The sequence below is a fragment of the Mycobacterium sp. 3519A genome, from assembly GCF_900240945.1.
Classification (GTDB): Bacteria; Actinomycetota; Actinomycetes; order Mycobacteriales; family Mycobacteriaceae; genus Mycobacterium.
Genome location: NZ_OESG01000013.1, coordinates 2,543,375 through 2,568,580, shown reverse-complemented (window position 1 = coordinate 2,568,580; position 25,206 = coordinate 2,543,375). Strand labels below are relative to the sequence as shown.

Genomic DNA, 25,206 nt, shown 5'->3' with positions numbered 1-25,206 from the left:
CGCCGATGCTAGGGCGCTAGCGTGACGGGAATGCACGACGTGCCGATTCGCGACGAGACGATCCGCCTGGGTCAGTTCCTGAAACTGGCGGGGCTGATCGACAGCGGGGCAGACGCCAAGGCCGTCATCGCCGACGGGCTGGTCATCGTCAACGACGAGATCGAGCGCCGCCGGGGCAGGCAGCTTCGTTCCGGCGACACCGTGTCGTTCGACGGCCGCAGTGCACGGGTCGGCTGACCGGTCCGCTACGGCGAGTGGCCACTTAAGACACGCAAATCGGCGCGAAGCGTGGCTCAACTTCCCACTCGGCGGGCTAGGCCTTGGCGATCGCCACCCGCACGCCGCCGCCCAACTCCGCGCCGTCGGCGGGCTGGCCGAATTCGAAACTGGTCGCCAGGATCTCGCCTGCGATCAGGTCGGCGTGCGTCCGCGCCCACTGCTCGCGGTCGGAGGGCACCGCGATGGTCACCCGGATCCGGTCCGACACGTCGAGACCGGTCGATTTGCGCAGATCCTGCAGCTCCCGGATCAGGTCGCGGGCCCAGCCTTCGGCCTCCAGCTCCTCGGTCACGGTGCCGTCGAGGACCACCAGGCCGGCGCCGTCGGGCAGTGCGCTGGTGTACTCGGGGTCGGCGGCCACCAGCCGCGAGCTGTACTCCTGTTGCTGCAGCAGGGCCGGCCCCGCCGTCAACGTGCCGTCGGCGTTGACCACCGCTTCGCCCGCCTTGACGGCCTTGATCGCGGCCTGCACATCCTTGCCCAGCCGCGGCCCTGCCACCTTGGCGTTGACGGTCAGCTCGAAACGCCCGTAGGTGTCGATGTCGTCGGTCAACTCGACCGCCTTGACGTTGAGCTCATCGGCAAGCAGGTCCGCGAACGGTGCCAGCCGCTGTGGATTGTCCACTGCCACAGTTAGTTTCGGCAGCGGCAGGCGTACCCGCAGCTTCTTCGCCTTGCGCAGCGACGACGCCGCCGACGCGACCTCGCGGACCAGGTCCATATCGGCCACCAGATCAGGGTCGGCGGGCACCACACCGGGCTCCGGCCAGTCGGTCAGGTGCACCGACCGCTCACCGGTGACGCCGCGCCAGATCACCTCGGTGATCAGCGGCAGCAGCGGCGCCGCCAGCCTGCCGGTCACCTCGAGCACCGTGTGCAGCGTGTCGATCGCGTCGGCGTCCTCCTCCCAGAACCGCTGACGCGACCGTCGCACATACCAATTCGTCAACGCCTCGGTGAACTGCCGCAACTGATCGCATGCGCCGAAGATGTCGCACACGTCCAGCGACGCGGTCAGGTCGTCGCGCAACTCGGCGAGCTTGGCCAGGATGTAGCGGTCCAGCACGTGCGGCGAGTCGGTGCGCCAGGTGCCCTTCTTCGGCGCATACAGCGCCAGGAACGTGTACGCGTTCCACAACGGCAGCAGCACCTGCCGCACACCCTCGCGGATGCCCTGCTCGGTGACGATCAGGTTGCCGCCGCGCAGGATTGGCGAGGCCATCAAGAACCACCGCATCGCGTCGGAGCCGTCGCGGTCGAACACCTCGGTCACGTCGGGGTAGTTGCGCAGCGACTTGCTCATCTTCTGGCCGTCGTTGCCCAGCACGATGCCGTGTGCCACACAGGTTTTGAATGCGGGCCGGTCGAACAGCGCCGTCGCGAGCACGTGCAGTGTGTAGAACCAGCCGCGGGTCTGGCCGATGTACTCGACGATGAAGTCGCCGGGGAAGTGCGTGTCGAACCAGTCCTGGTTCTCGAACGGGTAGTGCACCTGCCCGTACGGCATGGACCCCGAGTCGAACCACACGTCGAAGACGTCCTCGATGCGCCGCATCGTCGAGCGACCGGTCGGATCATCGGGATTCGGGCGGGTCAGCTCATCGATGTACGGCCGGTGCAGGTTGTCGGGCCGCACCCCGAAGTCGCGCTCCAGTTCGTCGAGGCTGCCGTAGACGTCGATCCGCGGGTAGTCCGGGTTGTCGGACTTCCACACCGGAATCGGGCTGCCCCAGTAGCGGTTTCGCGAGATCGACCAGTCCCGCGCATTGGACAGCCACTTACCGAACTGGCCGTCCTTGACGTGCTCGGGATACCAGGTGATGTCCTGGTTCAGTTCGACCATCCGGTCCTTGAAGTCGCTGACCTTGATGAACCACGACGACACCGCCCGATAGATCAACGGGTTTCGGCACCGCCAGCAGTGCGGGTAGGAGTGTTCGTAGGTTTCGTGGCGCAACAGCACCGCGCCGTTGGCCGCCGCCGCCCGACCCTGGTTCTTCAGGTCCCGGATGATCTGCGGGTTCGCGTCGAACACGTGTTGGCCCGCGTAGTCCGGGACGGTCTTGTCGAAGCGGCCCTTGGCGTCGACCGGCGTGACCGCGGTGATGCCCGCGGGCTGGGTGGTCGCCATGTCGTCCTCGCCGTACGCCGGCGACATGTGCACGATCCCGGTGCCGTCCTCGGTGCTGACGAAATCGGCGGCCAACACCCGGAACGAGTTCGGCGCGTCCATGAAGTACGGGAACGGCGGCAGGTACCGGGTTTCCAGCAGATCACGACCGGTGTAGGTGGCCAGCACTTCCGGTTCCTCGCCCAGTTCGCGGGCATAGGCCGCAAGCCGTGCCTGCGCCAGCACGTAACGCCGGTCGTCGGGGCCCGCCACCAACACGTAGGTGACGTCGGGTCCCACCGCGACGGCCTGGTTCGACGGCAGCGTCCACGGCGTCGTCGTCCAGATCAGCAGGTAGGCGCCCTCGAGTGGGCCCTCGCTGACCTTGAAACCGACCGTGATCGCCGGGTCCTGACGACTCTGGTAGACGTCGTCGTCCATCCGCAGTTCGTGGTTGGACAGCGGCGTCTCGTCGTTCCAGCAGTACGGCAGCACCCGATTGCCTTCGTAGGCAAGGCCTTTGTCCCACAGCTGCTTGAACGCCCAGATCACCGACTCCATGAAGCCGAGATCCAGTGTCTTGTAGTCGTTGTCGAAGTCGACCCAGCGGGCCTGGCGGGTGACGTAGGCGCGCCACTCGTTGGTGTATTTGAGCACCGACTCGCGGCAGGCTTCGTTGAACTTCTCGATGCCCATCTCTTCGATCTGCGCTTTGTCGGCGATGCCGAGTTGGCGCTGCACCTCGAGTTCGGCGGGCAGGCCGTGGGTGTCCCACCCGAACCGGCGCTCCACCTTGTATCCGCGCATCGTGCGATAGCGCGGCACGATGTCCTTCACATAACCGGTCAGCAGATGCCCGTAGTGCGGCAGGCCGTTGGCGAACGGCGGGCCGTCGTAGAAGACGTATTCCGGCGCGCCCTCACGCCGCGCGACGCTGGCGCGGAAGGTGTCGTCGGACTCCCAGTAGTCGAGAACGTCGAGTTCGAGATCCGGGAACTTCGGAGCTCCGGATGTCGGCTTCGGATATGCGGTCACTGTGGTGCGTAGTCTCCATGCCCAATCGGCGGCCTCCGGCCTCGGAAGCCCAAATGTCCTAGGCACGGGGACGACGTCGCGCCGGTGCGCGAGCGCCGCGGTACCACCCCGCTTGCGCACAAGGCTGTGCGCCGCTCAACTGCGGGCGATGACGGGCCCACCCGTTCGGGTCTACTTGGCTGGTTCAGCTGTTCTTCCGAAGGCTCCCCGGTGATGGCCGGATCGACGCCGCTAGCCCGATTCTAGTGGGCGCCGCAAATCCGGGCTGACCAGGCGCCGCGCCGCCTCCACGGTCGCGGCGCGGCGTTCGTCCAGCGTGTCGCCGGCCCTGGCTGTTCCGACGATGCCGCCGACGACGGTCTCGCCCGCCGCCATCGACTGCACGATCTCGGTCAGCAGCGTCAACAGGTCCATCGGATGCCAGCCGGGGTCGATCAGGCCTTCCCGCTGCCCGCGACGCACCTCGGCCAGCTTGGCCCGGAACAGCCGCCGAAGCGGGTGGTCGTCGGACAACGCCGACGGGGCTTCGAGTTCTATCCAGCGCTGCAGCCGGGCCCCTCGCGGGTCGGCGACGAAGTTGTCGAACAGCGCCTCGACGTAGCCCGCTACGTCCTCGGCCGTCAGCGGCACCCGGTAGGGCGCATCCTCGATCCACTGCGCCACGACGGCCTCGAACAGATGTTCCTTGCTGGTGAAGTAGCTGTACAGCCGTTCCTTGCTTGCGCGCGCGTTCGACGCGATCCGGTTCAGCCGGGCGCCCGCGAAACCGTACTGGGTGAACTCGGCTTTGGCCGCAGCCAGGATGCGCTCCCGCGTCGCGTGCCCGGCGGCCCTCATGGCGCTCACCAGACCAGGACGGGTTTGATCGCGTCGCCGGACCGCGCATCGGCGACAGCCGTCTCGATGTCGTGCGCGTCGTAGCGACGCACGATCGCCTGCATCGGGAATCTGCCGTCGGCGTGCAGGTCGAGCAGTCGCGGGATGAACGTCGACGGATTCGCGTCGCCCTCGACGCACCCGCGAATCGTCTTGCCCTGCAACATCAGATCGATCATGTCGACGTTCGCGTGCCGGGCGCCAAGGCCTACCACCGCGAGCACTCCGCGCGCCTGCAGCACACTGAGCGCCGTCGCGACGACATCCGGTAGCGCAGTGGTGTCCAGCGCGTGCGTGGCGCCACGGACCGTCGCCGCCACGTCCTCGGTCGCCGGGTCGACGGTTCCGCTCGCGCCCAGTTCGGCGGCCTTGGCGCGGCGCGACGCGACGGGGTCGACCGCAACGACGGTCTCGACGCCGATCGCCTTGGCCGCCATCACCGCGGCCAACCCCACACCGCCGGCGCCGAACACCACTAGCCGGGAATCCGGTTCTGGCGTCAGGACATTCAGCACCGCGCCGGCACCCGTCTGGAAACCGCAGCCGAGCGGAGCCGCGAGCGTCAGGTCGACCGACGGGTCGACCACGACGACGTTGTCCGGTGACGCCAGCGCATACTGGGCGAAACTCGACTGCCCGAAGAACGCGCCGAAGAGCGCAGTTCCGTTCTGCGACAACGTCGCCGAGCCGTCGACGCGGCGGCCCGACGAATTCAGCTGCTGGCTGCGGACACAGTACGGCCGATGCCCTGCGCGGCATTGGCCGCATTCGCCGCAACTGCGGTAACTGAGCACGACATGGTCACCGGGCGCCAGTCCGGCCACCGCGGCGCCGACCACCTCGACCACCCCGGCGCCCTCGTGCCCGAGCACGGCCGGAACCGGGATCCTGGCCTTTGACGACAGGTCGGTGTGACACACCCCGGTCGCGCGTATCCGGACCAGTACCTCGTCTGCCCGCGGCGCGTCCAGATCGACCGTTTCGACCGTGAACGGCGAATCCGGCGACCGACTCACCGCGGCCGTGATCCGCATCAGGCGCGTTCGAGGAGGAAGTACAGGAAGTTGCCGCTGGCGCGCTGCCGCTTGCCGTTCATGATGCCCATCAGCGTGTCGTCGTCGACCTTCTTGAAGTGATCGAGGACGGGCTGGCCGTCGTACACCATCGTCGCGGTGACCTCGCCGCGGAACTCGACGTCCCACAGGCTGGCCCCGCCGCGGCTCAACTCGTTGTTGGAGAACAGGTTTCCGTTGTCGTCGTAGCAGACGATGGGCTCGACGTCGTCGACCGAGTTGAAGTTCTTGCCGTACCAACGGGCGGCGGCCAGCTGACCATTCATCTTGTGTCCGGTGTGGAATTCGTCGCCCTTCCAGCTGCCGACGATGTCGGCGGACCGGACCGTGTCGAGTGCCGCCCAGATCTCGTCCAACTCGGCGGTGCTCACGTGCTGCTGCGTGCGCAGTTCGGCGAAGCGTGTCCGCGCCTTGTCGATGTCCACTCCCGTCCCCTTTCCCAAACCAAATGGTTCGGAAACTCGGACCCTACCAGTAACGTGCTCGGTCATGGGCGAGTCATTGACTGAGGAGCAGCAGCAACGGCGCAGGCAGGCGATCGTCGAACTGATGCCGTCAACGCCGTACATGAGTTGGCTCGGCATCGCGTTCGAACGCTACGAACCCGACGACGTCACCGTCCGCCTGCCGTTTCGCGAGGACCTCACCAACGACGGGACGTACTACCACGGCGGGGTGATCGCCGCGGCGCTCGATACCACCGGCGCGGCCGCGGCGTGGTCCAACCACGACTTCGAGAAGGGCACGCGCGCCTCCACGATCTCGATGACGGTCAACTACGTCGGCGCCGCGAAACGCTCAGATCTGATCTGCCACGGCCGCACCGTGCGTCGGGCCAAGGAACTCACGTTCACCGAGATCACCGCGACCGACGCCGACGGCCACGTCGTCGCGCACGCCGTGCAGACCTATCGGCTCGGCGGCTGACCGTCCGGCGGCCAGCTGGCGACCCCGTCCTCCAGTGGCACCTCGAGGCTGTGCAGCACCGAGGCGATCATCCGCCATGCCCCGATCGCGGTCACCAACTCGATCAGCACCGCCGGATCCGCACCGAGTTCCTGCTCGCACACCTCCCACGTCTGCGCGCTGACCGCGCCGTCGCGGATCACGTCGTCGGTGGCGGCCAGCACCGCGCGCTCGGCGGCACCGAAGCCGGCGTGCGTCGCGGGATTCCGGACGCCGAGCAGGTCGTCGGCGGGAACGCCGAGCCCGCACGCCACCCGCCAGTGTTGCGTCCATTCGTAGTCGCAGGCGGTCAGCCAGCCGATCCGCATGATCACCAACTCCCGCAGCCGCGGCGCGAGCCTGCCGTGCCACAGCATCGTCGCGAGCAGGTCGTTGATGGCACGCGCGAGCGTCGGATGGTTCAAAAGCACTTGGAAGATCGACAATTCGGCCATGTAGTCGGGCACGCCCGCCTCATCGGCGGCGGCCTTGGCCTCGTCGATCGGCAATCGCGGAACACGAGCCTCGGTCAAGGCACCACCACCCCGTGTACGGGCGGGACACCGTCACGCTCCCCCGCCATCGTGGCCAACAGGTCTTCCGCCTCATCCAGCCCGACGCAGCGTCGCGGCAGCTGTGCGAACGGATACCGGCCCGACGCCAACAGTTCCAGCGCGGCCCGGTACGCGGTCGTGTCGACGCCGAGAGCGCCGATGACACGAAGCTCCTTCAGCACCACCATGTCGGGTCTGAATCCCGGTGCGCCGCCGTCGAATCCGCGGGTTCCCGCCACGACGACGGTGCCCGCAGGGCGCGCGAGTTCGATTGCCTGCGCGAATGCCGCGGGCGCTTTGGCGGTGACGTCGACGACGACGTCGGCGAGTCGACCTGCCGCAGCGCGCAAAGCCGCCACCGGATTCCTCGCGCCGACATCGACGACCAGATCGGCACCGAACTGCGGCGCCAACGCCAACCGGTCGGCGTCCCGGGACCCGAGTCCGGTCACCATCACGAACTCGGCGCCCGCCTCCTTGGCCGCCGCGGCGGCGCACAGCCCGCGGATACCGGGCCCGAGCACGGCGACCACGTCGCCGGGTCCCGTAGCGGGTATCGTTGCGCCCCAACGGATTCCAGCGCCTAGCGGGTTGAACACGGTCGCGAGCGCCGGATCGAGGCCAGCGGGGACCGGCAGCACCATCGAATCCGGGGCAAGGTACTGATAGTCGGCGTAACCGCCCCACAGCCCGGGTGCCCGGTCGACGGGGATGAACCCGTACATATCAGCTAGCCCGTGGCGTTCGCAGCGGCGATACTGTCCGTCGACGCACGCCTTGCAGTCACGACACGACTGAAAGACCTCGACCGCCACCCGGTCCCCCTCGGCCACGCCCCAGCGTTGCGCTGCGCGCGGCCCGATCGTGTCGATGATGCCGACGGTCTCGTGGCCGGGGACGAACGCGAAGCCGCCCGCGAGCTGGCCGGTGTACTCCTCGTGGTCGGTGCCGCACAGCCCGCAGGCCTGAACCCGAACCAGCGCGTCCTCGTCGCCGATATCGGGTAGCGGCAGTTCGCGAAGCACCAGGCGGTGCGGCCGCTCCAACACCAGGGCGCGCGCGCTCGCCGACTTCGGCATAGCCGCACCCTAAACCGCGTAGCGTCGCGACATGAGCGATCACACGTACCGAATCATCGAGATCGTCGGCAGCTCGCCCGACGGTATCGACGCGGCGATCCGCAACGGGATATCCCGCGCCTCGGAGACGATGCGCGGCCTGGACTGGTTCGAGGTCCAGTCAGTACGCGGCCATCTCGAAGACGGCGCCATCGGGCATTTTCAGGTCACGCTGAAAGTCGGCTTCCGCCTCGAAGACGCCTGATGACCTCACACCGGAGCGGCGGCGTCTGACGTCATCTCGAAGAGCGCCAGCGGGAACTGCTCGGTGAGCTCTTCGATGGTGTAGCGGTCGAACCGGGTGGTGTCGTACCACCAGTCCAGGTGCAGCAGCCCGTCGACGCGGTAGACCCGCAATTCGAGCGCATAGCCCAGGCCGGGCGGCGTCTCGTACGACGGGTCGGTGCCGTCGGCCAGCACGCCGATGTAGTTGAGGAAGAGCTCCGACGACAGCTGCGCCGACGGGGCGGGCGACGCATTGAGCGTGCGGTGCACCTCGCGCAGCATGTCCGTCGGGCTCGCCTGCCGGTTGGACGCGCACAGCAGCGGGATCGCGTGCAGCAGCCAACGCCGTTCGCCGGTGACGTCGATGGCGACGACACCCTCACCGATGGTGCGAGCAATCGTCCGCCCGAGCGCGGCAAGCAAGATCTCGTCGGCGGCAACCCCCAGCCATTCGGTTGCTCCGTCAACTTCCGCGGTCACCTCGTCGGACGGGGCGATGGACAGTTTGTCCAGGACCGGAGCGGTCCCTTCGGCAATGTCATGGTCGGCGACCCGCAACGTGGGCGAGGCCGTGGTGTCGACCGGATACGTCAAGTCACGGGTGTGATCAGCTACATACGGAGCAACCATGTAGCTAACCGTACACCCGTTTCCCAAAAATGGGAGACTCCTCCCAAAACTGTGACGCCAGTGTCAATAACGGCTAATCCCTCCGATTTGCGAACGTCGCTACCCAAACCCGGGATGCACGCTTTATGGTGTATGAATGCCCCGGACCGATGAGAACGGCAGACAGCTCAAGGCGTTGCTCGACTATCTCCTCGACGGCGAGATCGATGCCAAAGACATTTATGACGCCCTCGGCATCTCCAGTAGCACCTATTACCGGCGAATCAAAGAAGCCGACTATCCCAATGCCGAGGAGCTGCGTCGAGTAGCCGACAGGTTCGCGCTCAGCTATCCCGACCTGCAAATCCAGTTCGGCTTGATGAGCCGCCAAGAGGTGTGGAGCTATATCGAGTCGGCCCCGTTCACGATGACGGCCGTGCAGGACGCGGTGGAAACCAAGCAGACCACGCGGCCGCCGAAACTGTCCGAGATGAAGCCGAGGGCGGACGCTCCTCCTCTTTAGGACGGACAGGCCGTACACTTTGCTGACAGGTTCAGTACGAAGGCAACTCTCATGGCTCTGGCAACACTCATAGCGATCACCCTCGGGTGTATCGCGTGGAGTCTGTGGATCCGTCGCGTCACATGGTCGTGCCGGTGGGAAGTCGCCGCGACCCTCAACATCGCCCTGCAAGGCATCGCGGTGATCCTGATGTCACCGCTGGCCTCGGAAACCCTCGGTCACTGGTTGTACGCCCTGACCGGCATGTGGAACCTCGAGGACTACATCGGCCACGACGCCTACATCGTCGCCGCGTCCGCAGTCGTCTACAACGCGCTCGGGCGCCTCGCCGACGACCATGCCATGCAGACGTCGTTCAAGCAGTACGTCGAGCGTCCCGCCACGCTGTGCATTCCGCTGTTGCTGGTGACGTTCTCACTCGGCAACGGCGCCTCCGTGTACCGGCCCGACTTCTTCGAGGTCCCCACCGACTTCTGGCTCAACACGTACTGGCTGTTGCTCTGCGGCATGCTGATCTATCTGCTGACCTACGGGGCGCGCGCACTGCTGATCCTGCGCCAGGACCCGCGGTCGCGGAAGATCGCGAACATCTATCTGATCGCCTCCGCCAGCGGCATCCTCGCCTGCGCCGTGCGCATCGTCACCGCCTACGTGCCGCCGCTGCAGACCATCGAGGGCGGCACGCTGGTGTGGATCTTCGCCTGCGGTTGCGGCGCCGGATTCGCGCTGACGTCGGCGCAGTCCTGGCGGATCAAGACCAAGTGGTTCACCCGCGCCAGTAACTAACCCGCGACGGGCTTCGGCATCTCGTACGGTGCGCCGAACGCGGGCGTGGTCTGGTAGCCCCGCTTGCGGGCTTGTGCGGCGTCGCGGCGAATCAGGGCGTGCAGGCCGGCGAACACCGCCTGGTCCAGCACCATTCGGGTGAGCAGGCGGTTGTGCACGAACCCGAAGGACAGCCCGGACGACGGATCAGCCCAGCCGACAGAGCCTGCCAGGCCGGCGTGTCCGAAGCCGGGCATCAGCCCCGGCGGGATCGGCAGCGAGTGGTAGCCGAGGTGGAAGCTCAACGGCATCAGGATGTTCCGGTCGGGCAGCAAACTGGGCTTGCCGGTCAACCCGGCGGCCAGCTCCTCGGACAGGAAGTGGGTGCCGTCGATGCGGCCACCGTTGGCAAGCGCCCCGTACACCTTGGCCAGGCTGCGGGCGGTGGCCACCCCGTTTGCCGCGGGAATCTCGGAGTCCAGGAACGGCGTGTCACCCTGCACGACCGCCTTCATTCCGGGGAAGTACATCGAGCCGAAGCCGCCGGAGTACTGCAGCGCGGCGACCCGGGGTGCGACGAAGTTGAACAGCGGATTGCTGAACGTGCCCTGGGGCGCCAGGATCTGCGCAGCCCGCGTCGGCGACTCGGCGGGCGGCCGGCCCAGGTGCAGCCCATCGGTGTTCAGCGGCTCGGCCAATTCCTCCCGGATCAGCACCCGCATGCCCTTGCCTGTGACGGCGCGGGCAAGTCCCGACATCAGCCAGCCGTAGGTCAGCGCGTGGTACGCGGGCTTGCCGTAGAGCACCTTGTTCACCGACGCGGCCGCGAGGCGGGCCTCCATCGCGAGATGGTCCATCAACTCGGTCTTGCTCACGCCGTTGAGCTGAGACAGCCCGGCCCGGTGGCGCATCACGTCGCGAACGGTGATGTGGCTCTTGCCGTTGGCGGCGAACTCCGGCCAGTACTCGGCGACAGGGGTGTCGTAGTCGATCAGGCCGCGGTCGGCCAGCCGGTGGATGACCGTCGAGGCCAGACCCTTGGTCACCGACCACACCATCGCGCCGGTGTCGGCGGTCCAGTACTGCGTGCCGCGCCGGTCCGCGTATCCGGTCCAGACGTCGACGACGGGCTCACCGTGCAGGTACACCGCCAGCGCGCCGCCACCGAACCGCTTACCCGGAAAAAGCTGACGAAACGCGCGGACCGTGCAGGCGAAGCTCGAGTCGGCCGCGCCCTGTACGCCGTGCGGAAGCGCCGCGCTGCGCTCCCCGTTCTTGACACCCGTCACAATGTATTGAATTTACCTGCAACCCCGGCAAATAAACGAAGTGTTACCAATTAGTTAGATCCCGGCACGTCAGCGGCGTCGAGCAGCTGTTGTGCAGCAAGCGCGGGGGTCAGTTCGCCGTCGCGTACTTTGCGTTCCACCTCGGCGCGAATCTCGCGGACACCGGGATGAGACAGCACCCGGTCCAGCACCGCGTCGCGGACCATCGACCAGGTCCACTCCACCCGCTGCGCACGCCTGCGCGCCTCGAACTCCCCCGCCTCGGTGAGCACCTGCCGATGTTTGAGCACGGTGTCCCACAGCTCCGTCAAACCGCGGCCCTCCACCGCGCTCATCGTCAAGACCGGTGGACGCCAAAGGGTTTCGCGCGGATAGATGAGACGGATGGCGCCGGCGAGTTCGCGGGCCGCCTTCTTGGCTTCGGCCGCATGCTCGCCGTCGGCCTTGTTGACCACCACGATGTCGGCGAGTTCGAGCACGCCTTTCTTGATGCCCTGCAGCTGGTCGCCGGTGCGCGCCAGGGTCAGAAAGACGAACGTGTCGACCATGTTCGCGACCGTCACCTCGGACTGTCCGACGCCGACGGTCTCGACCAGGATGACGTCGAAGCCGGCGGCCTCCAGTAACACGATCGTCTCGCGGGTGGCTCTGGCCACTCCGCCGAGCGTCCCGGAGGTCGGCGACGGCCGGATGTAGGCGTCCGGGTGCACCGCGAGTTTGGCCATCCGCGTCTTGTCGCCGAGTATCGCCCCGCCGGTGCGGGTCGACGACGGGTCGACGGCCAGCACGGCCACGCGATGGCCCTGCTCGATCAGATGCATGCCGAGCGCCTCGATGGTGGTCGACTTGCCGACGCCGGGCACCCCGGTGATGCCGACATGCATGGACTCGGCGGAGTCGGCGTCACCCGTCAACTCGAGCAGCAGCTGCTGGGCCTGCGCCCGGTGATCGGCCCGGGTCGACTCGACCAGCGTGATGGCCTTCGGCAGCGCGGCACGGTCGCCGGCGCGGACGGCGGCCGCCAGGTCCTCGACCGAGCTGGCCATCTAGCTCAGGTCGTAGCCGAGTCGCTCGGCCAGCTTCTGCAGCAGGCCGATGGCGGCATCGGCGATCACCGTGCCCGGCGGGAAGATCGCGGTCGCGCCCGCGGCGTACAGCTCGTCGAAGTCACCGGGCGGGATCACACCGCCGACCACGATCATGATGTCTTCTCTGCCGACTTCGGCGAGCGCGTCGCGCAGCGCGGGCACCAGCGTCAGGTGCCCCGCCGCCAGTGAGGACACCCCGACCACGTGCACGTCGTTGTCGGCGGCTTGCCGCGCGACCTCCTGCGGGGTGGAGAACAGCGAGCCGACGTCGACGTCAAACCCGATGTCCGCGAACGCTGTTGCGATCACCTTCTGCCCGCGGTCGTGCCCGTCCTGGCCCATCTTGGCGACCAGGATGCGGGGCCTGCGGCCGTCGGCCTCGGCGAACTTCTCGACGACGGCGTTGGCTTTAGAAAATGGAGTGATGTTTCCTACTCCCAATTCGTCGCGGTAAACCCCGGCGATGGTACGGATCTCGGCCTGATGGCGTCCCCAAACCTTCTCGAGTGCATCGGAAATCTCGCCGACGGTGGCCTTGGCCCGCGCCGCGTTGATGGCCAGTTCGAGGAGGTTGCCTGTCCCTTCGGAGCCGCCCCGGCGGAGACCGTCGGACTGGGCTGCCTTGCTCAGCTCTGCGAGGGCGGCCTCGACGGCGTTCGGGTCCCGGTCGGCGCGCAACTGCTCGAGCTTGGCGATCTGCTCGGCGCGCACCCTGCTGTTCTCGACCTTGAGCACCTCGATCTCGTGGTCCTCGTCCACCTGGTACTTGTTGACGCCGATCACCGGTTGCTGGCCGGAGTCGATGCGCGCCTGGGTGCGTGCCGCGGCCTCTTCGATGCGCATCTTGGGGATGCCGTCACTGATGGCCTGCGCCATACCGCCGTGTTCGTTGACTTCCTTGATGTGCGCGCGCACCCGCTGCGCCAGCTGATGGGTCAGCCACTCGACGTAGTACGAGCCGCCCCACGGATCTATCGGCCGCGTGGTCCCCGACTCCTGCTGCAGCAGCAGCTGGGTGTTGCGTGCGATGCGGGCCGAGAAGTCGGTGGGCAACGCCAGCGCCTCGTCGAGCGCATTGGTGTGCAACGACTGGGTGTGCCCCTGGGTGGCGGCCATCGCCTCGATACAGGTCCTCGCGACGTTGTTGAACGGATCCTGTGCCGTCAGCGACCAGCCGGAGGTTTGCGAATGTGTGCGCAGCGAAAGGGATTTCGCGTCCTTCGGACCGAACTCCGCGACCAGCTCGCTCCACAGCAGCCGACCCGCCCGCAGCTTGGCCACCTCCATGAAGAAGTTCATCCCGATGCCCCAGAAGAACGACAGCCGGGGCGCGAACTTGTCGATGTCCAGGCCGGCGGCCAGGCCCGCCTTGATGTACTCGACCCCGTCGGCCAGCGTGTACGCCAGCTCCAGATCGGCTGTCGCACCGGCTTCTTGAATGTGATAGCCGGAGATCGAGATCGAGTTGAACTTCGGCATCTTGGCGCTGGTGTAGCCGAAGATGTCGGAGATGATCCGCATCGACGCCTTGGGCGGATAGATGTAGGTGTTGCGGACCATGAACTCTTTGAGGATGTCGTTCTGGATGGTCCCGGCCAGCTTCTCCGGCGGCACCCCCTGCTCCTCGGCGGCCACCACGTACAGCGCCAGGATCGGCAGCACCGCGCCGTTCATGGTCATCGACACCGACACCGTGGACAGGTCGATGCCGTCGAACAGCTGGCGCATGTCGAGGATGGAGTCGATTGCCACGCCTGCCATTCCGACGTCACCCTGCACGCGCGGATGGTCGGAGTCGTAGCCGCGATGGGTGGCCAGATCGAAGGCCACCGACAGGCCCTTCTGACCCGCTGCGAGGTTGCGCCGGTAGAACGCGTTGGACTCGGCTGCGGTGGAGAACCCGGCGTACTGCCGGATGGTCCACGGCTGGTTGACGTACATGGTCGGGTAGGGACCGCGGATGTACGGCGGCGCGCCAGGGAAGCTGTCCAGCGGATAGCCGGCGTCGACGACGGCATCGCGGTCGGCGCCGATGTAGACCGGCTTGACGTCGATGCCCTCCGGGGTGGCCCAGTCCAGTTGGTCGGGCGAATAACCGTGGGCGGTCGCCGCGGCTTCGACGGCTTTCGCGACGGCAGCGTCGGTCGCCGGTGCGCTGCTGTGCTCGCCGTGCAACGGAACGTCGGCGAAACTCCCGATGCCGGTAGTCGCAGTCATGTCATGCCCCCAATCGGCTGAGCAGGTCCGAGAGCGTCTTGACCGCGTCGATCTTGGCGGTCAGGTAGCCATCGGGTTTCGAATCCGCTTCGGCCACAGCCTTTTCCGGGCCTGCCAGCAGAACGTGTGAGATCCCCGCTTTGCGTGCCGCGTCGACTGCGGCGGACGCCTCGGCCGCGTAGCGGGCGTCGGTGCCGCAGATCACCGCGATCTGGGCGGTGGTGTCTTCGGTGACCGCCTCGATGCCACCGGACGCCAGTAGGTTCGTCGCGAACGTGGTGCGGACGTTGTGCTCGGCCAGCGGGCCGAGTGGCAGCAGCAACACCTTCGGCCGTGAACCGGTCTTCTCCAGGAAGGCGTCCGACCGGTTGCGCAGCGCCTCGAACCCGGCGGCGTAGCGCACCACTGTTTCGAGGGCATCACCTTGCGGGAGTGGCGGTTCCGCGAGATTCGGATATTCGTTGACGCCGGTGAGCGATGTGCGCCGGTGGGCGATGTCGTCGGCGCGGCGGTCGGCGACTTCTTTGATCTGATCGACGACGTAGTCGCGGGCCGCCTCGAAGCCGCCGCGGGACTCGATGTCCTGGAAGTGTTTCCACGCCTGTTCGGCCAGGCTTTCGGTGAGGTCTTCGACGAACCACGATCCGCCTGCGGGGTCGAGCACGCGGCCGATGTGCGACTCCTCGAGCAGCAGTAGTTGGGTGTTGCGGGCGATGCGCCGCGCGAAACTCGGCGCGGTGCCGGGAAAACCGCCGGGTATCGCCACGTCGAACGGATGGACCAGCACGGTGTCCGCACCGCCTGCGCCTGCGGAGAACGCCGCCACCGTGGTGCGCAGCATGTTCACCCACGGATCCCTTTGCGCCATCATCGGCAGCGACGTGACCGCATGCAGACGCGCTGCGCCCGCGTCGGACTCCCCCACCACCTCGGCCACCCGCGCCCAGAGTTGCCGCGCCGCACGCAGTTTGGCGATTGTCATGAACTGGTCGTCGTCTGCGGCGAAACGGAAACTGATCTGCCGCAGCGCATCTCGCGCCGCCAGCCCGCCGTCGACGAGCAGGCGCAGATAGCTGACGGCGGCGGCGACGGCCGCGGCGAGTTCCCACGATGCGCTTGCGCCGAGATTGTGGAACGCGGGGCCGTCGACGGTGATGGCACGCACGCCGCCGTCGTAGTCGGTCACCTTGCCCGCCACCGCGACGACGTCGGCGACGCCGGGTGCCGGTCGCCCACTCAACGGCGCGATCAGCGGGTCCGCGCCGAGATCCACCGACAGCCGCGACCGCTGGTCGTTGTCGAGGTCGGTCAACAGCGCGAGCAACGCATCCGACGCGGCCGCGTAGTCGGCACCGGCGTCGAGGACGACAGGGACGAGGTCCAGGAAGACCCCGTCGAGCAACCGGTCGAGGTGCGTCGCCGCACCCTCGACGCGTAGCACCAGCGCGCTGACGCCCTCGGTCAGCGCCAGCAGCACCGCGCCGTTGGCGTCAGCGGCGGCCGACCCGTTCGCGGGAAACGCCTCGGCGACCCGCCATCCGGACTTGACGTCGCGCAGCGCGTCACCGCCCCTGACGAACGGCCACTGCCCCGGCAGCGCGGCTTCCGGCAACGCGTCGAGCGAGGTGTACAGCGGGCGGACGGGAAACCCTTCGTAGGTCGGCGAATCGAGCAGCCGCTCGGGCTCGGCGGGCAAATCCGCCGGGTCGCGCCTGGTGCTCTTGGCCAGCACACCGGCGACCGCCGTGCGCCAGCTCGCGATATCGGAATCCGCAACGCCGCGTTTCTGCACGGCCATCAGGCTAATTGATCGCGCTCACAGGATCGCCTGCTGGTCGGCCAACTCACACTGGCGCTGAGAGCGTGTCGGCGCCGCGCTGCCCGTAGTCTTGGAAGGCGTGAAACCCGTCGTCAACACCCTTCGCGCGCTGCGTGCCGCGGTGATCTCGACGGCGTCGTCGGTGTCGCCCCGCCGGTTCATCGCGATCCTCACAGCAATTGTGATTCTGATCGCAGTTGCGGTGCTGATTCCGTTGCCGACGGCCCTTCAGATGCGGGATTGGGCGAAGTCGGTCGGCCCGTGGTTCCCGCTGGCCTTCCTCGCCGCCCACATCCTGGTGACGGTGTTTCCGTTTCCGCGCACGGTGTTCACCCTGACCGCAGGCCTGCTTTTCGGGCCCTACCTCGGCGTTCCGTTGGCGGTGCTGGCAAGCACCGTCAGTGCGGTGATCGCCTTGCTGTTGGTGCGCGCCGCGGGTTGGCAGTTGAGCCGACTGGTCAAACACGACCGGGTGGAATCCGTCGACGCACGCCTTCGCGAGCGTGGCTGGCCCACTGTGATCTCGATGCGGATGATCCCCGCGATGCCGTTCTCGGTCGTCAACTACGCATGCGGTGCGTCGGCGGTGCGGGTGCTGCCGTACACGCTGGCCACCCTGGTCGGTCTGCTGCCGGGGACGGCCGCGGTGGTCATCCTCGGCGACGCGCTCACCGGCAATGTCAGTCCGCTGCTGTTCGTCGTTTCGCTGTGCACGGCCAGCATCGGCATCGCAGGCCTGATCTACGAGATCCGCACCCACCGGCGTCACCACCGGCAGCGCCTCGCCGACTACCGCGAGTGCGCGCCGCCACCGCCGTCACGGATGACGGGCGCGGTGGCGCCGGGAGGCGGCGGGTTCAACGACGGCGACGGCGAGTAGGCAGGGCCCGCCACGGGCGTGCGCGCTTCGGCCTCGGCCTTGGCGACGGCCTGGGCGATCGCCGGATCAGTCTGCGTCGAGAACCAGTCGGCCACCTCTTCGGAATCGTCCTCGGGCTTCGGCAGGTTCTCCTCGATCGGTGACGGCGTGTAGCGGAACACGCCGTCTTCGCCCGGCGCGCCGAGCAACTTGGTGAAACCCTGTAGCGCCGAACCGAAGTCGCTCGGCACCACCCAGACCTTGTTGGCCTCGCCCTTGGCCATCTGGGGCAGCGTCTGCAGATACTGATAGGCCAGCATCTCCGGCGTCGGCCTGCCCGCCTTGATCGCGGCGAACGTCTTCTCGATGGCCTTGGCCTGGCCCTGCGCCTGCAGGTACTGGGCGGCGCGCTCGCCTTGGGCGCGCAGGATCCGGGACTGGCGGTCAGCCTCGGCGGCCAGGATCGCCGCTTGTTTGGCGCCCTCGGCCGCGAGGATCTGCGACTGCTTCTGGCCTTCCGCCTGTTTGATCGACGCCTCCCGGGTGCCCTCGGCGGTCAGGATCATCGCGCGCTTCTCGCGGTCGGCGCGCATCTGCTTTTCCATCGAGTCCTGGATCGACGGGGGTGGATCGATGCTGCGCAGTTCGACGCGCGCGACACGCAAACCCCAACGGCCGGTTGCCTCGTCGAGCACGCCGCGCAACTGAGCGTTGATCTGGTCGCGTGAGGTCAGCGTCTGCTCCAACGTCATACCGCCCACCACGTTGCGCAGCGTGGTGGTGGTCAACTGCTCGACGCCGACGATGTAGTTGCTGATCTGGTACACCGCGGCCTGCGGGTTGGTGACCTGGAAGTAGACCACCGTGTCGATGTTGACCGTCAGGTTGTCCTCGGTGATCACCGGCTGCGGCGGGAAGGACACCACCCGCTCACGCAGATCCACCCTGGCACGGATCTTGTCGATGAACGGCAGCAGCAGTGTCAGTTGGCCCGACACGGTCTTGCTGTAGCGGCCCAGCCGTTCGATCACCGCGGCTTCGGCCTGCGGGATCAGCGCTATCGATTTGGCGACGATGATGGCGGCGAACACCACCAACACCCCGACCAGAATGAGGCCGGCGACGGCACCTTCCATGCGGGTTCCTTCCCCTCGTTTGCCCGATGTTCTCTAGAGGACCTTTTGGACGACCGCGGTGGCGCCGTCGATGTGCACGACGGTGACGTGGTCGCCGGGTTCGTAGACATCGTCCTGGTTGTACGGGCGCGCCGTCCAGATTTCGCCGTCGAGTTTCACCTGGCCCTCATGGCGCGCCACCCGGTCGAGCACGAGAGCGCTCTTGCCCTCGAGTGCCTTCACCGGTTCGGGCAGCCCCTTGCCCGACATGAAGTGTCGCTTCAGCGCGGGCCGCACCAGCACCAGCAGAAGCACTGAGACAACGAGGAAAACGGCGCCGTGCACCCACAGGTCGTCGAAGATCAGACTGGACCCGGCCGCGGCCAGCGCACCGCCGCCGAGCATGAGCAGAAACAGGTCGCCGGTCAGCGCTTCGGCCCCGGCAAGACCCAGTGCGGCGATTAGCCAGATCAGCGGGACGGGCATGCCGTCAGCCTAGCGCGTAGCCGACTCAATGAGCGGTTAACAACTACACTGCGAGCATCATGTGGTGCCCCAGTGTCTCCCTCTCTGTGTGGGCCAACGCCTGGCTCGCAGGCGCAGCCGCGCCTGACGATGTGCTCGATGCGTTATCGCAATGGGCACCAAGGCATTCGGTAACGGCCTACGACTCCGTTGCGGCAGGCCGCACCGGTTTGCCATGGCCCGATCTGAACGACGCTGGCGCGGTTTCGCTGCTGCAGACGGTGCGCACCAGTGCGGGAACGGGATTGTCGGCACCCGCCATCGGCGTGGCGTTGCCGGTGCCCGGCGACGTGCGCGGACTGCCTGCTGGCACCCAATTCCAACGCGATGCGGTGACAGCGGGTGAGGCCGTCATCATCGGGCGGGACGCGTCGACCGCGGTGGGTCTGGTGCCGGAATTCGAGTACGACGAACTCGACGACGAGTCCGACTACGAACCGGAACCGACGTCGTTGTCGTGGACGGTGTACTCCGTGTCCGCGGGAGTGCCCGACGAATACCACGACCTCGGTGACGCCGAACTCACGCTGCGAAATGCCGTGCGGTCAGCCGCCGATGCGCTCGGGGCCATCCGCGCCGCGGGCAGCGACGTGGCCGATCCCCGCGGTCTCGTCGAGCAGGTACTCGAAAGCAATCGGGGCCATCGGGTGCCCGATCATGCGCCGTCGCGGGCGGTGCGTGTGCTCGAGAACGCCGCCCACATCGACGCAATCATCACCGTGAGTTCCGGGCTGATCCCGATCGGGTTGCAGACGTCGTCGGAGGTTCAGATCGCCAGCGACGCGCTGCGTCCGCTGTCCTCGGTGGTGCGCGAGGCGCGGATGGCAGCGGTCACCGCGATCCTGTACTCAGCCTGGCAGTAGCGCTATTTGGCGTCCTGGCCGGTGTCACCGTTTTCGTTGGTGTTCTCGCCGGCGGGGCTGTTGTCCGGTGTGCCTGCGGCGTCGGGGCTGCCGGCATCCGCTTTCACCGGGGTCACGCTGTCGGTCGTGTTGGAGTCCGCTTGATTCGACGGATCCGCACTGACGGCCTTCGTGTTGTCGCGCTTGCCGACCAGCGGGTTGACCTTTTTCACGTTGAGCCGCACATGCCCGTTGGCACGCGTAGCGGGCGCCTTCTTCACCGTGGTGCCCGGATCATCTGCCTCCGACGGGTCCTGTTGCGCGGCCGCGCCTTTCGCACCATCACCGCTGTCGCCCGAATCCTTGACGCCTGAATCCTTGAGGCCGGGCTCCGCATCGGAGTCGGCGACCGTGACGTTGACCAGGCGAGCGTTGTCCGCCGGGTCGACCACCTCAGTGCTCGACACGTCATTCGCCGGCACTCGCAATGGCGAGACGAATGGCGACGGGGCAACGGGCGCAGGCAGTGCGTTCAGCACGGCCGTCAACGCGCCGTCGAGCCCGTTCTTGACGGCAGCGACAAGACTCCCGATGGGCGGCACGGCGGTCTTGATCACGCCGTCGATGACCGGCTCGATCCCTAGCGAATACAGCGAGTCGATCGGCACGGGGTTCGAGAACGGATTTATCAAGCTGTACGCGAGGAAGCTGGCCAGTCCAGGGATATCCCCGGGGTTGGCAATGGCGGACTGCGCGACACTCAGCACCGCGTTCGGCGCCGCGCCCAAGAACCCCAAGCCGCCCCATATGGATACGCCGACGCTGTCGAACGCAGTGGCGATTCCGTTGGTCAAGTTGTCGACGAGCGGGGAAAGCAGCGCCGAGTTGATGGCGTTGATGCCTGCTGTCGGATCAGGCAGCAGGCCGCCCAGTCGACCCGGATCGATGAATTCGAACAACGCTGCGTACGCATCGGCGATGGGTTGACCCAACTGCGCCGGCAGCAAATACGTGAGTGCACCGATCAGCGGAGACGGTATGTCCAAGAGATCGAGCAGTTCCAGCGTGACGACGCCACTCGCGATGCTGGCCGCCAATCCCGGGTTATGAATCAGCGCCTGCACCCAGCGGGCCTCGAAGTTCGGTTCAACCCCGACAAAGAAAATGGCGTTGCTGATGGTTTCGCCGGTGGCGTCTGCCACGAGCGCGAACGCGTCGAGTAAATCGTTGACCAACGCCTTCTGCTCGACAGCTATCGTTCGCTCGGCGACGGCAATGGGCTGGCTGATATCAGGCGGCGAAATGGTGATGGGTGCGGCGACCAGGGCGGCTGCACCAGCGATGACGATGCCATTCGTGACGTAGGGCTTGAGGCTGAGTTGCATGATGACCCCCGGGCAGAAGTTAACTGATGATCTGCCAGAAGGTAGCTGAAAACCTCCTGTGGAACGGCGAAATATGCCGCAATCCCGGGCGTGGTGTACATCGATAATTGCGTAGTCAAGTAATTGACGCGCAGAATAATTAGCTGTTTTCGGCTATCCCAGTCACGAAATACGAGAGCACGGATACGCGACACGCTCATCGCGCAATCGTGCTCGGCTGGCCGAGGAAGCGAAGTAGAGGGATTTTGTTGTCGTCGCAAGAAACTGGCAAACGATGACGGTGCTGGGTGGCTACGATCGCCGGTGGCCTGCGCGCAACGGCCGCTCGATTGCTCCGCCCCGTCGCCCTACCTGAAATTTGCTAGCTGCAGTTCGGCGTGCACACCACGCCGTCGACCGAAAAGCCCTGTAGCGGTGGCGCATCCGGCCCCGGCACCCTCGACGGCTCGCGGCCCGCGGCCACCTCGTCGACCAAGTCGGCGACCAGCCGGGCGAAGCGCGGATCGGCGTTCGGGGTTGCCGCCCTCGCGAACTCGATGCCGAGGTCGGCGGCCTGCTGCGCCAACTCGTTGTCCAGGTCCCACACCACCTCGATGTGGTCGGAGACGAAACCGATCGGACAGACGATCACCGCCGTGGTGCCGCTTTCCGCCAGTGCCGACAAATGATCACCGATGTCGGGTTCGAGCCACGGCACCGACGGCGGGCCCGAGCGCGACTGCCACACCTGGTCATAGTCGTCGTAGCCGGCAGCGGTGGCCACCAGATGCGACGAATAGCCCACCTGGCGGCTGTACAGGTCTGCGCCACAACGGTTTCGGGCCGCCAGCGGAATGGAATGCGCGGTGAACACCAGTCGGGCGTCGTCGGGCACCGTCTGCTTCGCCGTCGCGATGGCCGCGGCGAACATCTCCACGAACAACGGATGGTCGAAGTACTGGCGCAGCTTCACCAGTTGCGGCGCCCCGTCGCCCGCCGCGGCCCTGGCTCGGGCGATGTCCTCGACGTACTGCGTGCAACTGGAGTAGCCACCCCACGCCGAGGTCGCGAACACGGCGGCGCGGCGAACCCCGTTGTCGCGCATGGCAACAACCGTGTCCTCGACGTAGGGCTCCCAGTTCCGGTTGCCGAAGTACACCGGCAGGTCGATCTCGGCCTCGATCGCCGCGATCAGTTCGCGGTTGATGCCGTTGATCGGCGATACACCACCGAAGTGCAGGTAGTGCTCGGCGACCGATTGCAGCCGTTCGCGGGGGATGCCACGGCCGCGGGTGACGTTCTCCAGGAACGGCATCACGTGTTCGGGCGCCTCCGGCCCGCCGAAGGACAGGAGCAGAAGCGCATCGAATTCCATTTAGAGCAACTGCGTGCTGGCGCCGCCGTCGGCGTAGACGACGGTGCCGGTGGTGGCGGGCAGCCAGTCGGACAGCAGTGCGCACACCGTCTTGGCGACCGGCGTCGGATCCTTCATGTTCCAGCCGATCGGGGCGCGCTGATCCCAGCCCTCTTCGAGCAGCTGCATCTGGGCACCGGCTTCCTCGCCGAGCGCCCCACCGACGATCGCGCTCATCGCCAGGGTCCGGATCGGCCCGGCCGCAACGAGATTCGACCGCACACCGTACTTACCGGCTTCCCGGGCGACGAATCGGTTCACCGACTCCAGCGCGCTCTTGGCCACCGTCATCCAGTTGTAGGCGGGCATCGCGCGGGTCGGGTCGAAGTCCATCCCGACGATGCCGCCGCCGGGATTCATGATGGGCAGCAGCGCTTTCGCAAGTGAGGCGTAGGAGTACGCGGAGATGTGGATGCCCTTGGCGACGTCCGCATACGGCGCATCGAAGAACGGGTTGATGCCCATCCCGGTCTGCGGCATGTAGCCGATCGAGTGCACCACGCCGTCGAGCTTGTTGTCCTGCCCGATCACCTCGAGCACCCGGTCGGCGAGCGAATTGAGGTGCTCCTCGTTCTGCACGTCGAGTTCCAGCAGCGGCGCCTTCTGCGGCAACCGGTCGGCGATGCGTTGGATGAGCTTCATCCGGTCGAAACCGGTGAGCACCAATTCGGCGCCCGCCTCCTGCGCCACCTTGGCGATGTGGAAGGCGATCGACGAGTCGGTGATGATCCCCGTGACGAGGATGCGCTTGCCTTCAAGAAGTCCTGCCATGTTCTGGTTTCCTTTCTAGTGGCCCATGCCCATGCCGCCGTCGACCGGGATCACCGCGCCTGCGATGTAGCCGGCGTCCTCCGACGCCAGGAAGCTGACCGCCCCGGCGACGTCCTCGGCGGTGCCGACCCGCTTGGCAGGGATGAACTCCAGTGCACCGGCCTGGATCCGTTCGTCGAGCGCACGGGTCATCTCGGTGTCGATGTAGCCCGGCGCAACCACATTGGCGGTGACGCCCGCCTTCGACAGTTCCCTGGAGATCGAGCGGGCCATGCCGATCAGGCCCGCCTTGGCGGCCGCGTAGTTGGCCTGGTTGCCGATGCCCCACATGCCCGACACGGAGCCGATGAAGATGATGCGGCCGAAGCGGTTGCGCTGCATGCTGCGCGATGCCCGCTGCGCCACCCGGAACGCACCGGTCAGGTTCGCGTTGATGACCTCTTCGAAGCGCTCCTCGGTCATCCGGATGAGGAACGCGTCTTTGGAGATGCCCGCGTTGGAGACCAGCACCTCGACCGGGCCCTGGTGCTCTTCGACCTCTTTGAAGGCGCGGTCGACGGCGGCGTTGTCGGTGACGTCACACTCGACACCGAACAGTCCTTCGGGTGCACCGGAGCCACGGTGGGTGACCGCGACCTTGTGACCGTCGGCGGCAAGGCGCTGGGCGATGGCCAGTCCGATGCCACGGTTTCCACCGGTCACCAGAACAGAGCGCGACACGAATTGGGGCATGCAGGCCAACTTAGTGCCTGGAGCACATTCTTAAGAAATCGCCTTAGTCAGTTGGGCAACCTGCGGTTGATCAGCAACGCCGCGACCGCCGCCAGCGCCAACACCAACGCGCCCAGTCGCAGCCAGCCGGCGCTGGCATCGCCCTTGCGAGTCTCGTAGCCGATCTGCTCCTGCAGGTTGGTGAAGACCTCTTTGAGCTGTTCGAGGCTGTCCGCGGTGTAGGACTGGCCGTTCGACAGCTGGGCGATCTTCTTGAGCATCTCGTCGTCCACCGGCACGGGCGTGCGCTGATCGTTCATCTCGACGTAGCCGTACGGGGTGCCGAACGCGACAGTGGAGATCCCCACGCCCTGGTCCTTCGCGGTCCGCGCGGCGGTGTAGGCGCCCTTGGGGTTGTCCGGGTTCGACGGCACCGTCTCCTTGCCGTCGGACATCAGCACGATGCGAGCGGGCGGCGGCGTGTCACCGCCGCCGATCACCGCGCCGACGGTGTTGATGGCCTGCAGTGCGGTGAAGATCGCCTCGCCGGTCGCGGTCCGGTCGGCCACCTGCAGCTTGTCGATCGCGTTCTTGGACGCGTCGCGGTTGGTGGTCGGCGACACCAGCACGGTCGCCGTGCCCGCATACGAGATGAGCCCCAGGTTGATGCCCGGCGTCATCTGGTCGACGAACTGCTTGGCCGCCTCCTGAGCGGCGGCCATCCGACTCGGCTCGATGTCGGTGGCCCGCATCGACTGCGACACGTCGATCACCAACATCACCACGGCGCGGTTGCGCGGAATCTTGACGTCGTGTGTCGGCCCGGCCATCGCGATGGTGAACGACACCAGGGACACGATCAACAGCACCGTCGCCAGATGGCGCCAGCGCGAAGGCCGTTTGGGTGCAACGCTTTCCAGCAACTCGGTGTTGGCGAACTGCTGCAGCCGTTTGCGCCGCGACCGCTGCATGGCGAGGTACAGCACGACGAGTCCGGCCACCACGAACAGGAACAGGAAGTACCAGACGTGGTCGAAGCCCGTCAGCGTCATCGGTCCGAGCAATGGAAGTGTCATGGGC

The 25,206-nt window shown here is 66.8% G+C and carries 25 protein-coding genes; 7 read left to right on the top strand and 18 right to left on the bottom strand.

Translation table 11 applies throughout. The annotated features are described in order from the left end of the window. Window positions 1-30 precede the first annotated feature (30 nt). Window positions 31-237, top strand: coding sequence for an RNA-binding S4 domain-containing protein (locus tag C1A30_RS20185; protein ID WP_067810464.1), 207 nt, complete (start codon window positions 31-33; stop codon window positions 235-237). A 76-nt stretch (window positions 238-313) separates the two neighbouring features. Here C1A30_RS20185 and ileS read toward each other — a convergent pair whose 3' ends face one another. From ileS to C1A30_RS20165, 4 genes are all read right to left on the bottom strand, one after another. Continuing rightward, window positions 314-3,424: an isoleucine--tRNA ligase gene (gene ileS, locus C1A30_RS20180; protein ID WP_101949895.1), complete on the bottom strand. Its 3,111-nt coding sequence runs from the start codon at window positions 3,422-3,424 to the stop codon at window positions 314-316. A 231-nt stretch (window positions 3,425-3,655) separates the two neighbouring features. After that, window positions 3,656-4,261, bottom strand: coding sequence for a TetR family transcriptional regulator (locus C1A30_RS20175; protein WP_101949894.1), 606 nt, complete (start codon window positions 4,259-4,261; stop codon window positions 3,656-3,658). A 5-nt stretch (window positions 4,262-4,266) separates the two neighbouring features. Continuing rightward, window positions 4,267-5,334, bottom strand: a complete 1,068-nt coding sequence (locus C1A30_RS20170) for an NAD(P)-dependent alcohol dehydrogenase (RefSeq protein WP_101949893.1) — start codon at window positions 5,332-5,334, stop codon at window positions 4,267-4,269. Beyond that, the gene (locus C1A30_RS20165) at window positions 5,334-5,798 is read right to left on the bottom strand and encodes a DUF4334 domain-containing protein (RefSeq protein WP_101949892.1); all 465 of its coding nucleotides are present in this window, start codon (window positions 5,796-5,798) and stop codon (window positions 5,334-5,336) included. Before C1A30_RS20165 ends, C1A30_RS20170 begins: the two co-directional genes overlap by 1 nt. A 64-nt stretch (window positions 5,799-5,862) precedes the next feature. On the opposite strand from C1A30_RS20165, the gene C1A30_RS20160 reads away from it, so the two are divergent. Next, window positions 5,863-6,300: a PaaI family thioesterase gene (locus C1A30_RS20160; RefSeq protein WP_101949891.1), complete on the top strand. Its 438-nt coding sequence runs from the start codon at window positions 5,863-5,865 to the stop codon at window positions 6,298-6,300. Here the strand turns inward: C1A30_RS20160 and C1A30_RS20155 are convergent. Together C1A30_RS20155 and C1A30_RS20150 are read right to left on the bottom strand one after the other, a co-directional pair. Continuing rightward, window positions 6,282-6,851: a carboxymuconolactone decarboxylase family protein gene (locus C1A30_RS20155; protein WP_101949890.1), complete on the bottom strand. Its 570-nt coding sequence runs from the start codon at window positions 6,849-6,851 to the stop codon at window positions 6,282-6,284. The genes C1A30_RS20160 and C1A30_RS20155 overlap by 19 nt on opposite strands. Continuing rightward, window positions 6,848-7,951, bottom strand: coding sequence for a zinc-binding dehydrogenase (locus C1A30_RS20150; protein ID WP_101949889.1), 1,104 nt, complete (start codon window positions 7,949-7,951; stop codon window positions 6,848-6,850). Before C1A30_RS20150 ends, C1A30_RS20155 begins: the two co-directional genes overlap by 4 nt. A gap of 31 nt (window positions 7,952-7,982) precedes the next feature. On the opposite strand from C1A30_RS20150, the gene C1A30_RS20145 reads away from it, so the two are divergent. Further along, window positions 7,983-8,195, top strand: coding sequence for a dodecin (locus tag C1A30_RS20145; RefSeq protein WP_101949888.1), 213 nt, complete (start codon window positions 7,983-7,985; stop codon window positions 8,193-8,195). A gap of 5 nt (window positions 8,196-8,200) precedes the next feature. Here the strand turns inward: C1A30_RS20145 and C1A30_RS20140 are convergent, their stop codons facing one another. After that, window positions 8,201-8,845 (bottom strand): hypothetical protein, encoded by a 645-nt coding sequence (locus C1A30_RS20140; RefSeq protein WP_101949887.1) that lies wholly within the window; start codon window positions 8,843-8,845, stop codon window positions 8,201-8,203. Between the two features lie 136 nt (window positions 8,846-8,981). On the opposite strand from C1A30_RS20140, the gene C1A30_RS20135 reads away from it, so the two are divergent. Continuing rightward, window positions 8,982-9,347 carry a DNA-binding protein gene (locus C1A30_RS20135; protein ID WP_067810446.1) on the top strand — a complete coding sequence of 122 codons (366 nt, stop codon included), beginning with the start codon at window positions 8,982-8,984 and terminating at the stop codon, window positions 9,345-9,347. Window positions 9,348-9,398: 51 nt separating this feature from the next. Then, window positions 9,399-10,133 carry a hypothetical protein gene (locus C1A30_RS20130; protein ID WP_101949886.1) on the top strand — a complete coding sequence of 245 codons (735 nt, stop codon included), beginning with the start codon at window positions 9,399-9,401 and terminating at the stop codon, window positions 10,131-10,133. On the opposite strand, the gene C1A30_RS20125 is transcribed toward C1A30_RS20130, so the two are convergent. From C1A30_RS20125 to mutA, 4 genes are read right to left on the bottom strand one after another with little or no spacing between them, the layout of a single operon-like run. Further along, window positions 10,130-11,401, bottom strand: a complete 1,272-nt coding sequence (locus C1A30_RS20125; protein WP_101949885.1) for a serine hydrolase domain-containing protein — start codon at window positions 11,399-11,401, stop codon at window positions 10,130-10,132. The two genes, C1A30_RS20130 and C1A30_RS20125, sit on opposite strands and share 4 nt — an antisense overlap. A gap of 50 nt (window positions 11,402-11,451) precedes the next feature. Beyond that, window positions 11,452-12,447 carry a methylmalonyl Co-A mutase-associated GTPase MeaB gene (gene meaB, locus C1A30_RS20120; protein ID WP_101949884.1) on the bottom strand — a complete coding sequence of 332 codons (996 nt, stop codon included), beginning with the start codon at window positions 12,445-12,447 and terminating at the stop codon, window positions 11,452-11,454. Beyond that, window positions 12,448-14,706, bottom strand: coding sequence for a methylmalonyl-CoA mutase (scpA, locus tag C1A30_RS20115; RefSeq protein ID WP_101949883.1), 2,259 nt, complete (start codon window positions 14,704-14,706; stop codon window positions 12,448-12,450). 1 nt (window position 14,707) lies between these two features. Next, window positions 14,708-16,504, bottom strand: coding sequence for a methylmalonyl-CoA mutase small subunit (mutA, locus tag C1A30_RS20110; RefSeq protein WP_101949882.1), 1,797 nt, complete (start codon window positions 16,502-16,504; stop codon window positions 14,708-14,710). Between the two features lie 100 nt (window positions 16,505-16,604). Between mutA and C1A30_RS20105 the strand changes: the two genes are divergently transcribed. Continuing rightward, window positions 16,605-17,405, top strand: a complete 801-nt coding sequence (locus C1A30_RS20105; RefSeq protein ID WP_235010007.1) for a TVP38/TMEM64 family protein — start codon at window positions 16,605-16,607, stop codon at window positions 17,403-17,405. Here C1A30_RS20105 and C1A30_RS20100 read toward each other — a convergent pair. Both C1A30_RS20100 and C1A30_RS20095 read right to left on the bottom strand, forming a co-directional pair. Continuing rightward, a complete protein-coding gene (locus C1A30_RS20100) occupies window positions 17,315-18,520 on the bottom strand; it encodes an SPFH domain-containing protein (protein ID WP_101949881.1) in 1,206 nt (401 codons plus the stop codon). The two genes, C1A30_RS20105 and C1A30_RS20100, sit on opposite strands and share 91 nt — an antisense overlap. 33 nt (window positions 18,521-18,553) lie before the next feature. Then, window positions 18,554-18,985, bottom strand: a complete 432-nt coding sequence (locus tag C1A30_RS20095; RefSeq protein ID WP_101949880.1) for an NfeD family protein — start codon at window positions 18,983-18,985, stop codon at window positions 18,554-18,556. Between the two features lie 59 nt (window positions 18,986-19,044). Here C1A30_RS20095 and C1A30_RS20090 point away from each other — a divergent pair, with 59 nt between their 5' ends. Beyond that, window positions 19,045-19,887, top strand: a complete 843-nt coding sequence (locus tag C1A30_RS20090; protein ID WP_101949879.1) for a hypothetical protein — start codon at window positions 19,045-19,047, stop codon at window positions 19,885-19,887. A gap of 2 nt (window positions 19,888-19,889) precedes the next feature. Here the strand turns inward: C1A30_RS20090 and C1A30_RS20085 are convergent, their stop codons facing one another. From C1A30_RS20085 to C1A30_RS20065, 5 genes are all read right to left on the bottom strand, one after another. Continuing rightward, the gene (locus tag C1A30_RS20085; RefSeq protein ID WP_101949878.1) at window positions 19,890-21,251 is read right to left on the bottom strand and encodes a hypothetical protein; all 1,362 of its coding nucleotides are present in this window, start codon (window positions 21,249-21,251) and stop codon (window positions 19,890-19,892) included. A gap of 361 nt (window positions 21,252-21,612) precedes the next feature. Next, the gene (locus C1A30_RS20080; protein WP_101949877.1) at window positions 21,613-22,605 is read right to left on the bottom strand and encodes a ferrochelatase; all 993 of its coding nucleotides are present in this window, start codon (window positions 22,603-22,605) and stop codon (window positions 21,613-21,615) included. Then, complete coding sequence (inhA, locus tag C1A30_RS20075) at window positions 22,606-23,415, bottom strand: NADH-dependent enoyl-ACP reductase InhA (RefSeq protein ID WP_101949876.1); 810 nt, start codon at window positions 23,413-23,415, stop codon at window positions 22,606-22,608. A 15-nt stretch (window positions 23,416-23,430) separates the two neighbouring features. Beyond that, window positions 23,431-24,147 (bottom strand): 3-oxoacyl-ACP reductase FabG1, encoded by a 717-nt coding sequence (gene fabG1 / locus C1A30_RS20070; RefSeq protein WP_101949875.1) that lies wholly within the window; start codon window positions 24,145-24,147, stop codon window positions 23,431-23,433. A gap of 47 nt (window positions 24,148-24,194) precedes the next feature. Continuing rightward, window positions 24,195-25,202 (bottom strand): VWA domain-containing protein, encoded by a 1,008-nt coding sequence (locus C1A30_RS20065; RefSeq protein ID WP_101949874.1) that lies wholly within the window; start codon window positions 25,200-25,202, stop codon window positions 24,195-24,197. Between the last annotated feature and the right edge of the window lie 4 nt (window positions 25,203-25,206).

Bases quoted from the DNA above. Each gene is read 5' to 3' on its own strand.
- C1A30_RS20185 (WP_067810464.1), top strand. From the start codon at position 31: ATGCACGACGTGCCGATTCGCGACGAGACGATCCGCCTGGGTCAGTTC.
- C1A30_RS20175 (WP_101949894.1), bottom strand. From the start codon at position 4,261: ATGAGGGCCGCCGGGCACGCGACGCGGGAGCGCATCCTGGCTGCGGCC.
- C1A30_RS20170 (WP_101949893.1), bottom strand. From the start codon at position 5,334: ATGCGGATCACGGCCGCGGTGAGTCGGTCGCCGGATTCGCCGTTCACG.
- C1A30_RS20160 (WP_101949891.1), top strand. From the start codon at position 5,863: ATGGGCGAGTCATTGACTGAGGAGCAGCAGCAACGGCGCAGGCAGGCG.
- C1A30_RS20150 (WP_101949889.1), bottom strand. From the start codon at position 7,951: ATGCCGAAGTCGGCGAGCGCGCGCGCCCTGGTGTTGGAGCGGCCGCAC.
- C1A30_RS20145 (WP_101949888.1), top strand. From the start codon at position 7,983: ATGAGCGATCACACGTACCGAATCATCGAGATCGTCGGCAGCTCGCCC.
- C1A30_RS20140 (WP_101949887.1), bottom strand. From the start codon at position 8,845: ATGGTTGCTCCGTATGTAGCTGATCACACCCGTGACTTGACGTATCCG.
- C1A30_RS20135 (WP_067810446.1), top strand. From the start codon at position 8,982: ATGCCCCGGACCGATGAGAACGGCAGACAGCTCAAGGCGTTGCTCGAC.
- C1A30_RS20130 (WP_101949886.1), top strand. From the start codon at position 9,399: ATGGCTCTGGCAACACTCATAGCGATCACCCTCGGGTGTATCGCGTGG.
- meaB (WP_101949884.1), bottom strand. From the start codon at position 12,447: ATGGCCAGCTCGGTCGAGGACCTGGCGGCCGCCGTCCGCGCCGGCGAC.
- scpA (WP_101949883.1), bottom strand. From the start codon at position 14,706: ATGACTGCGACTACCGGCATCGGGAGTTTCGCCGACGTTCCGTTGCAC.
- mutA (WP_101949882.1), bottom strand. From the start codon at position 16,504: ATGGCCGTGCAGAAACGCGGCGTTGCGGATTCCGATATCGCGAGCTGG.
- C1A30_RS20100 (WP_101949881.1), bottom strand. From the start codon at position 18,520: ATGGAAGGTGCCGTCGCCGGCCTCATTCTGGTCGGGGTGTTGGTGGTG.
- C1A30_RS20095 (WP_101949880.1), bottom strand. From the start codon at position 18,985: ATGCCCGTCCCGCTGATCTGGCTAATCGCCGCACTGGGTCTTGCCGGG.
- C1A30_RS20090 (WP_101949879.1), top strand. From the start codon at position 19,045: ATGTGGTGCCCCAGTGTCTCCCTCTCTGTGTGGGCCAACGCCTGGCTC.
- C1A30_RS20085 (WP_101949878.1), bottom strand. From the start codon at position 21,251: ATGCAACTCAGCCTCAAGCCCTACGTCACGAATGGCATCGTCATCGCT.
- C1A30_RS20080 (WP_101949877.1), bottom strand. From the start codon at position 22,605: ATGGAATTCGATGCGCTTCTGCTCCTGTCCTTCGGCGGGCCGGAGGCG.
- inhA (WP_101949876.1), bottom strand. From the start codon at position 23,415: ATGGCAGGACTTCTTGAAGGCAAGCGCATCCTCGTCACGGGGATCATC.
- fabG1 (WP_101949875.1), bottom strand. From the start codon at position 24,147: ATGCCCCAATTCGTGTCGCGCTCTGTTCTGGTGACCGGTGGAAACCGT.
- C1A30_RS20065 (WP_101949874.1), bottom strand. From the start codon at position 25,202: ATGACACTTCCATTGCTCGGACCGATGACGCTGACGGGCTTCGACCAC.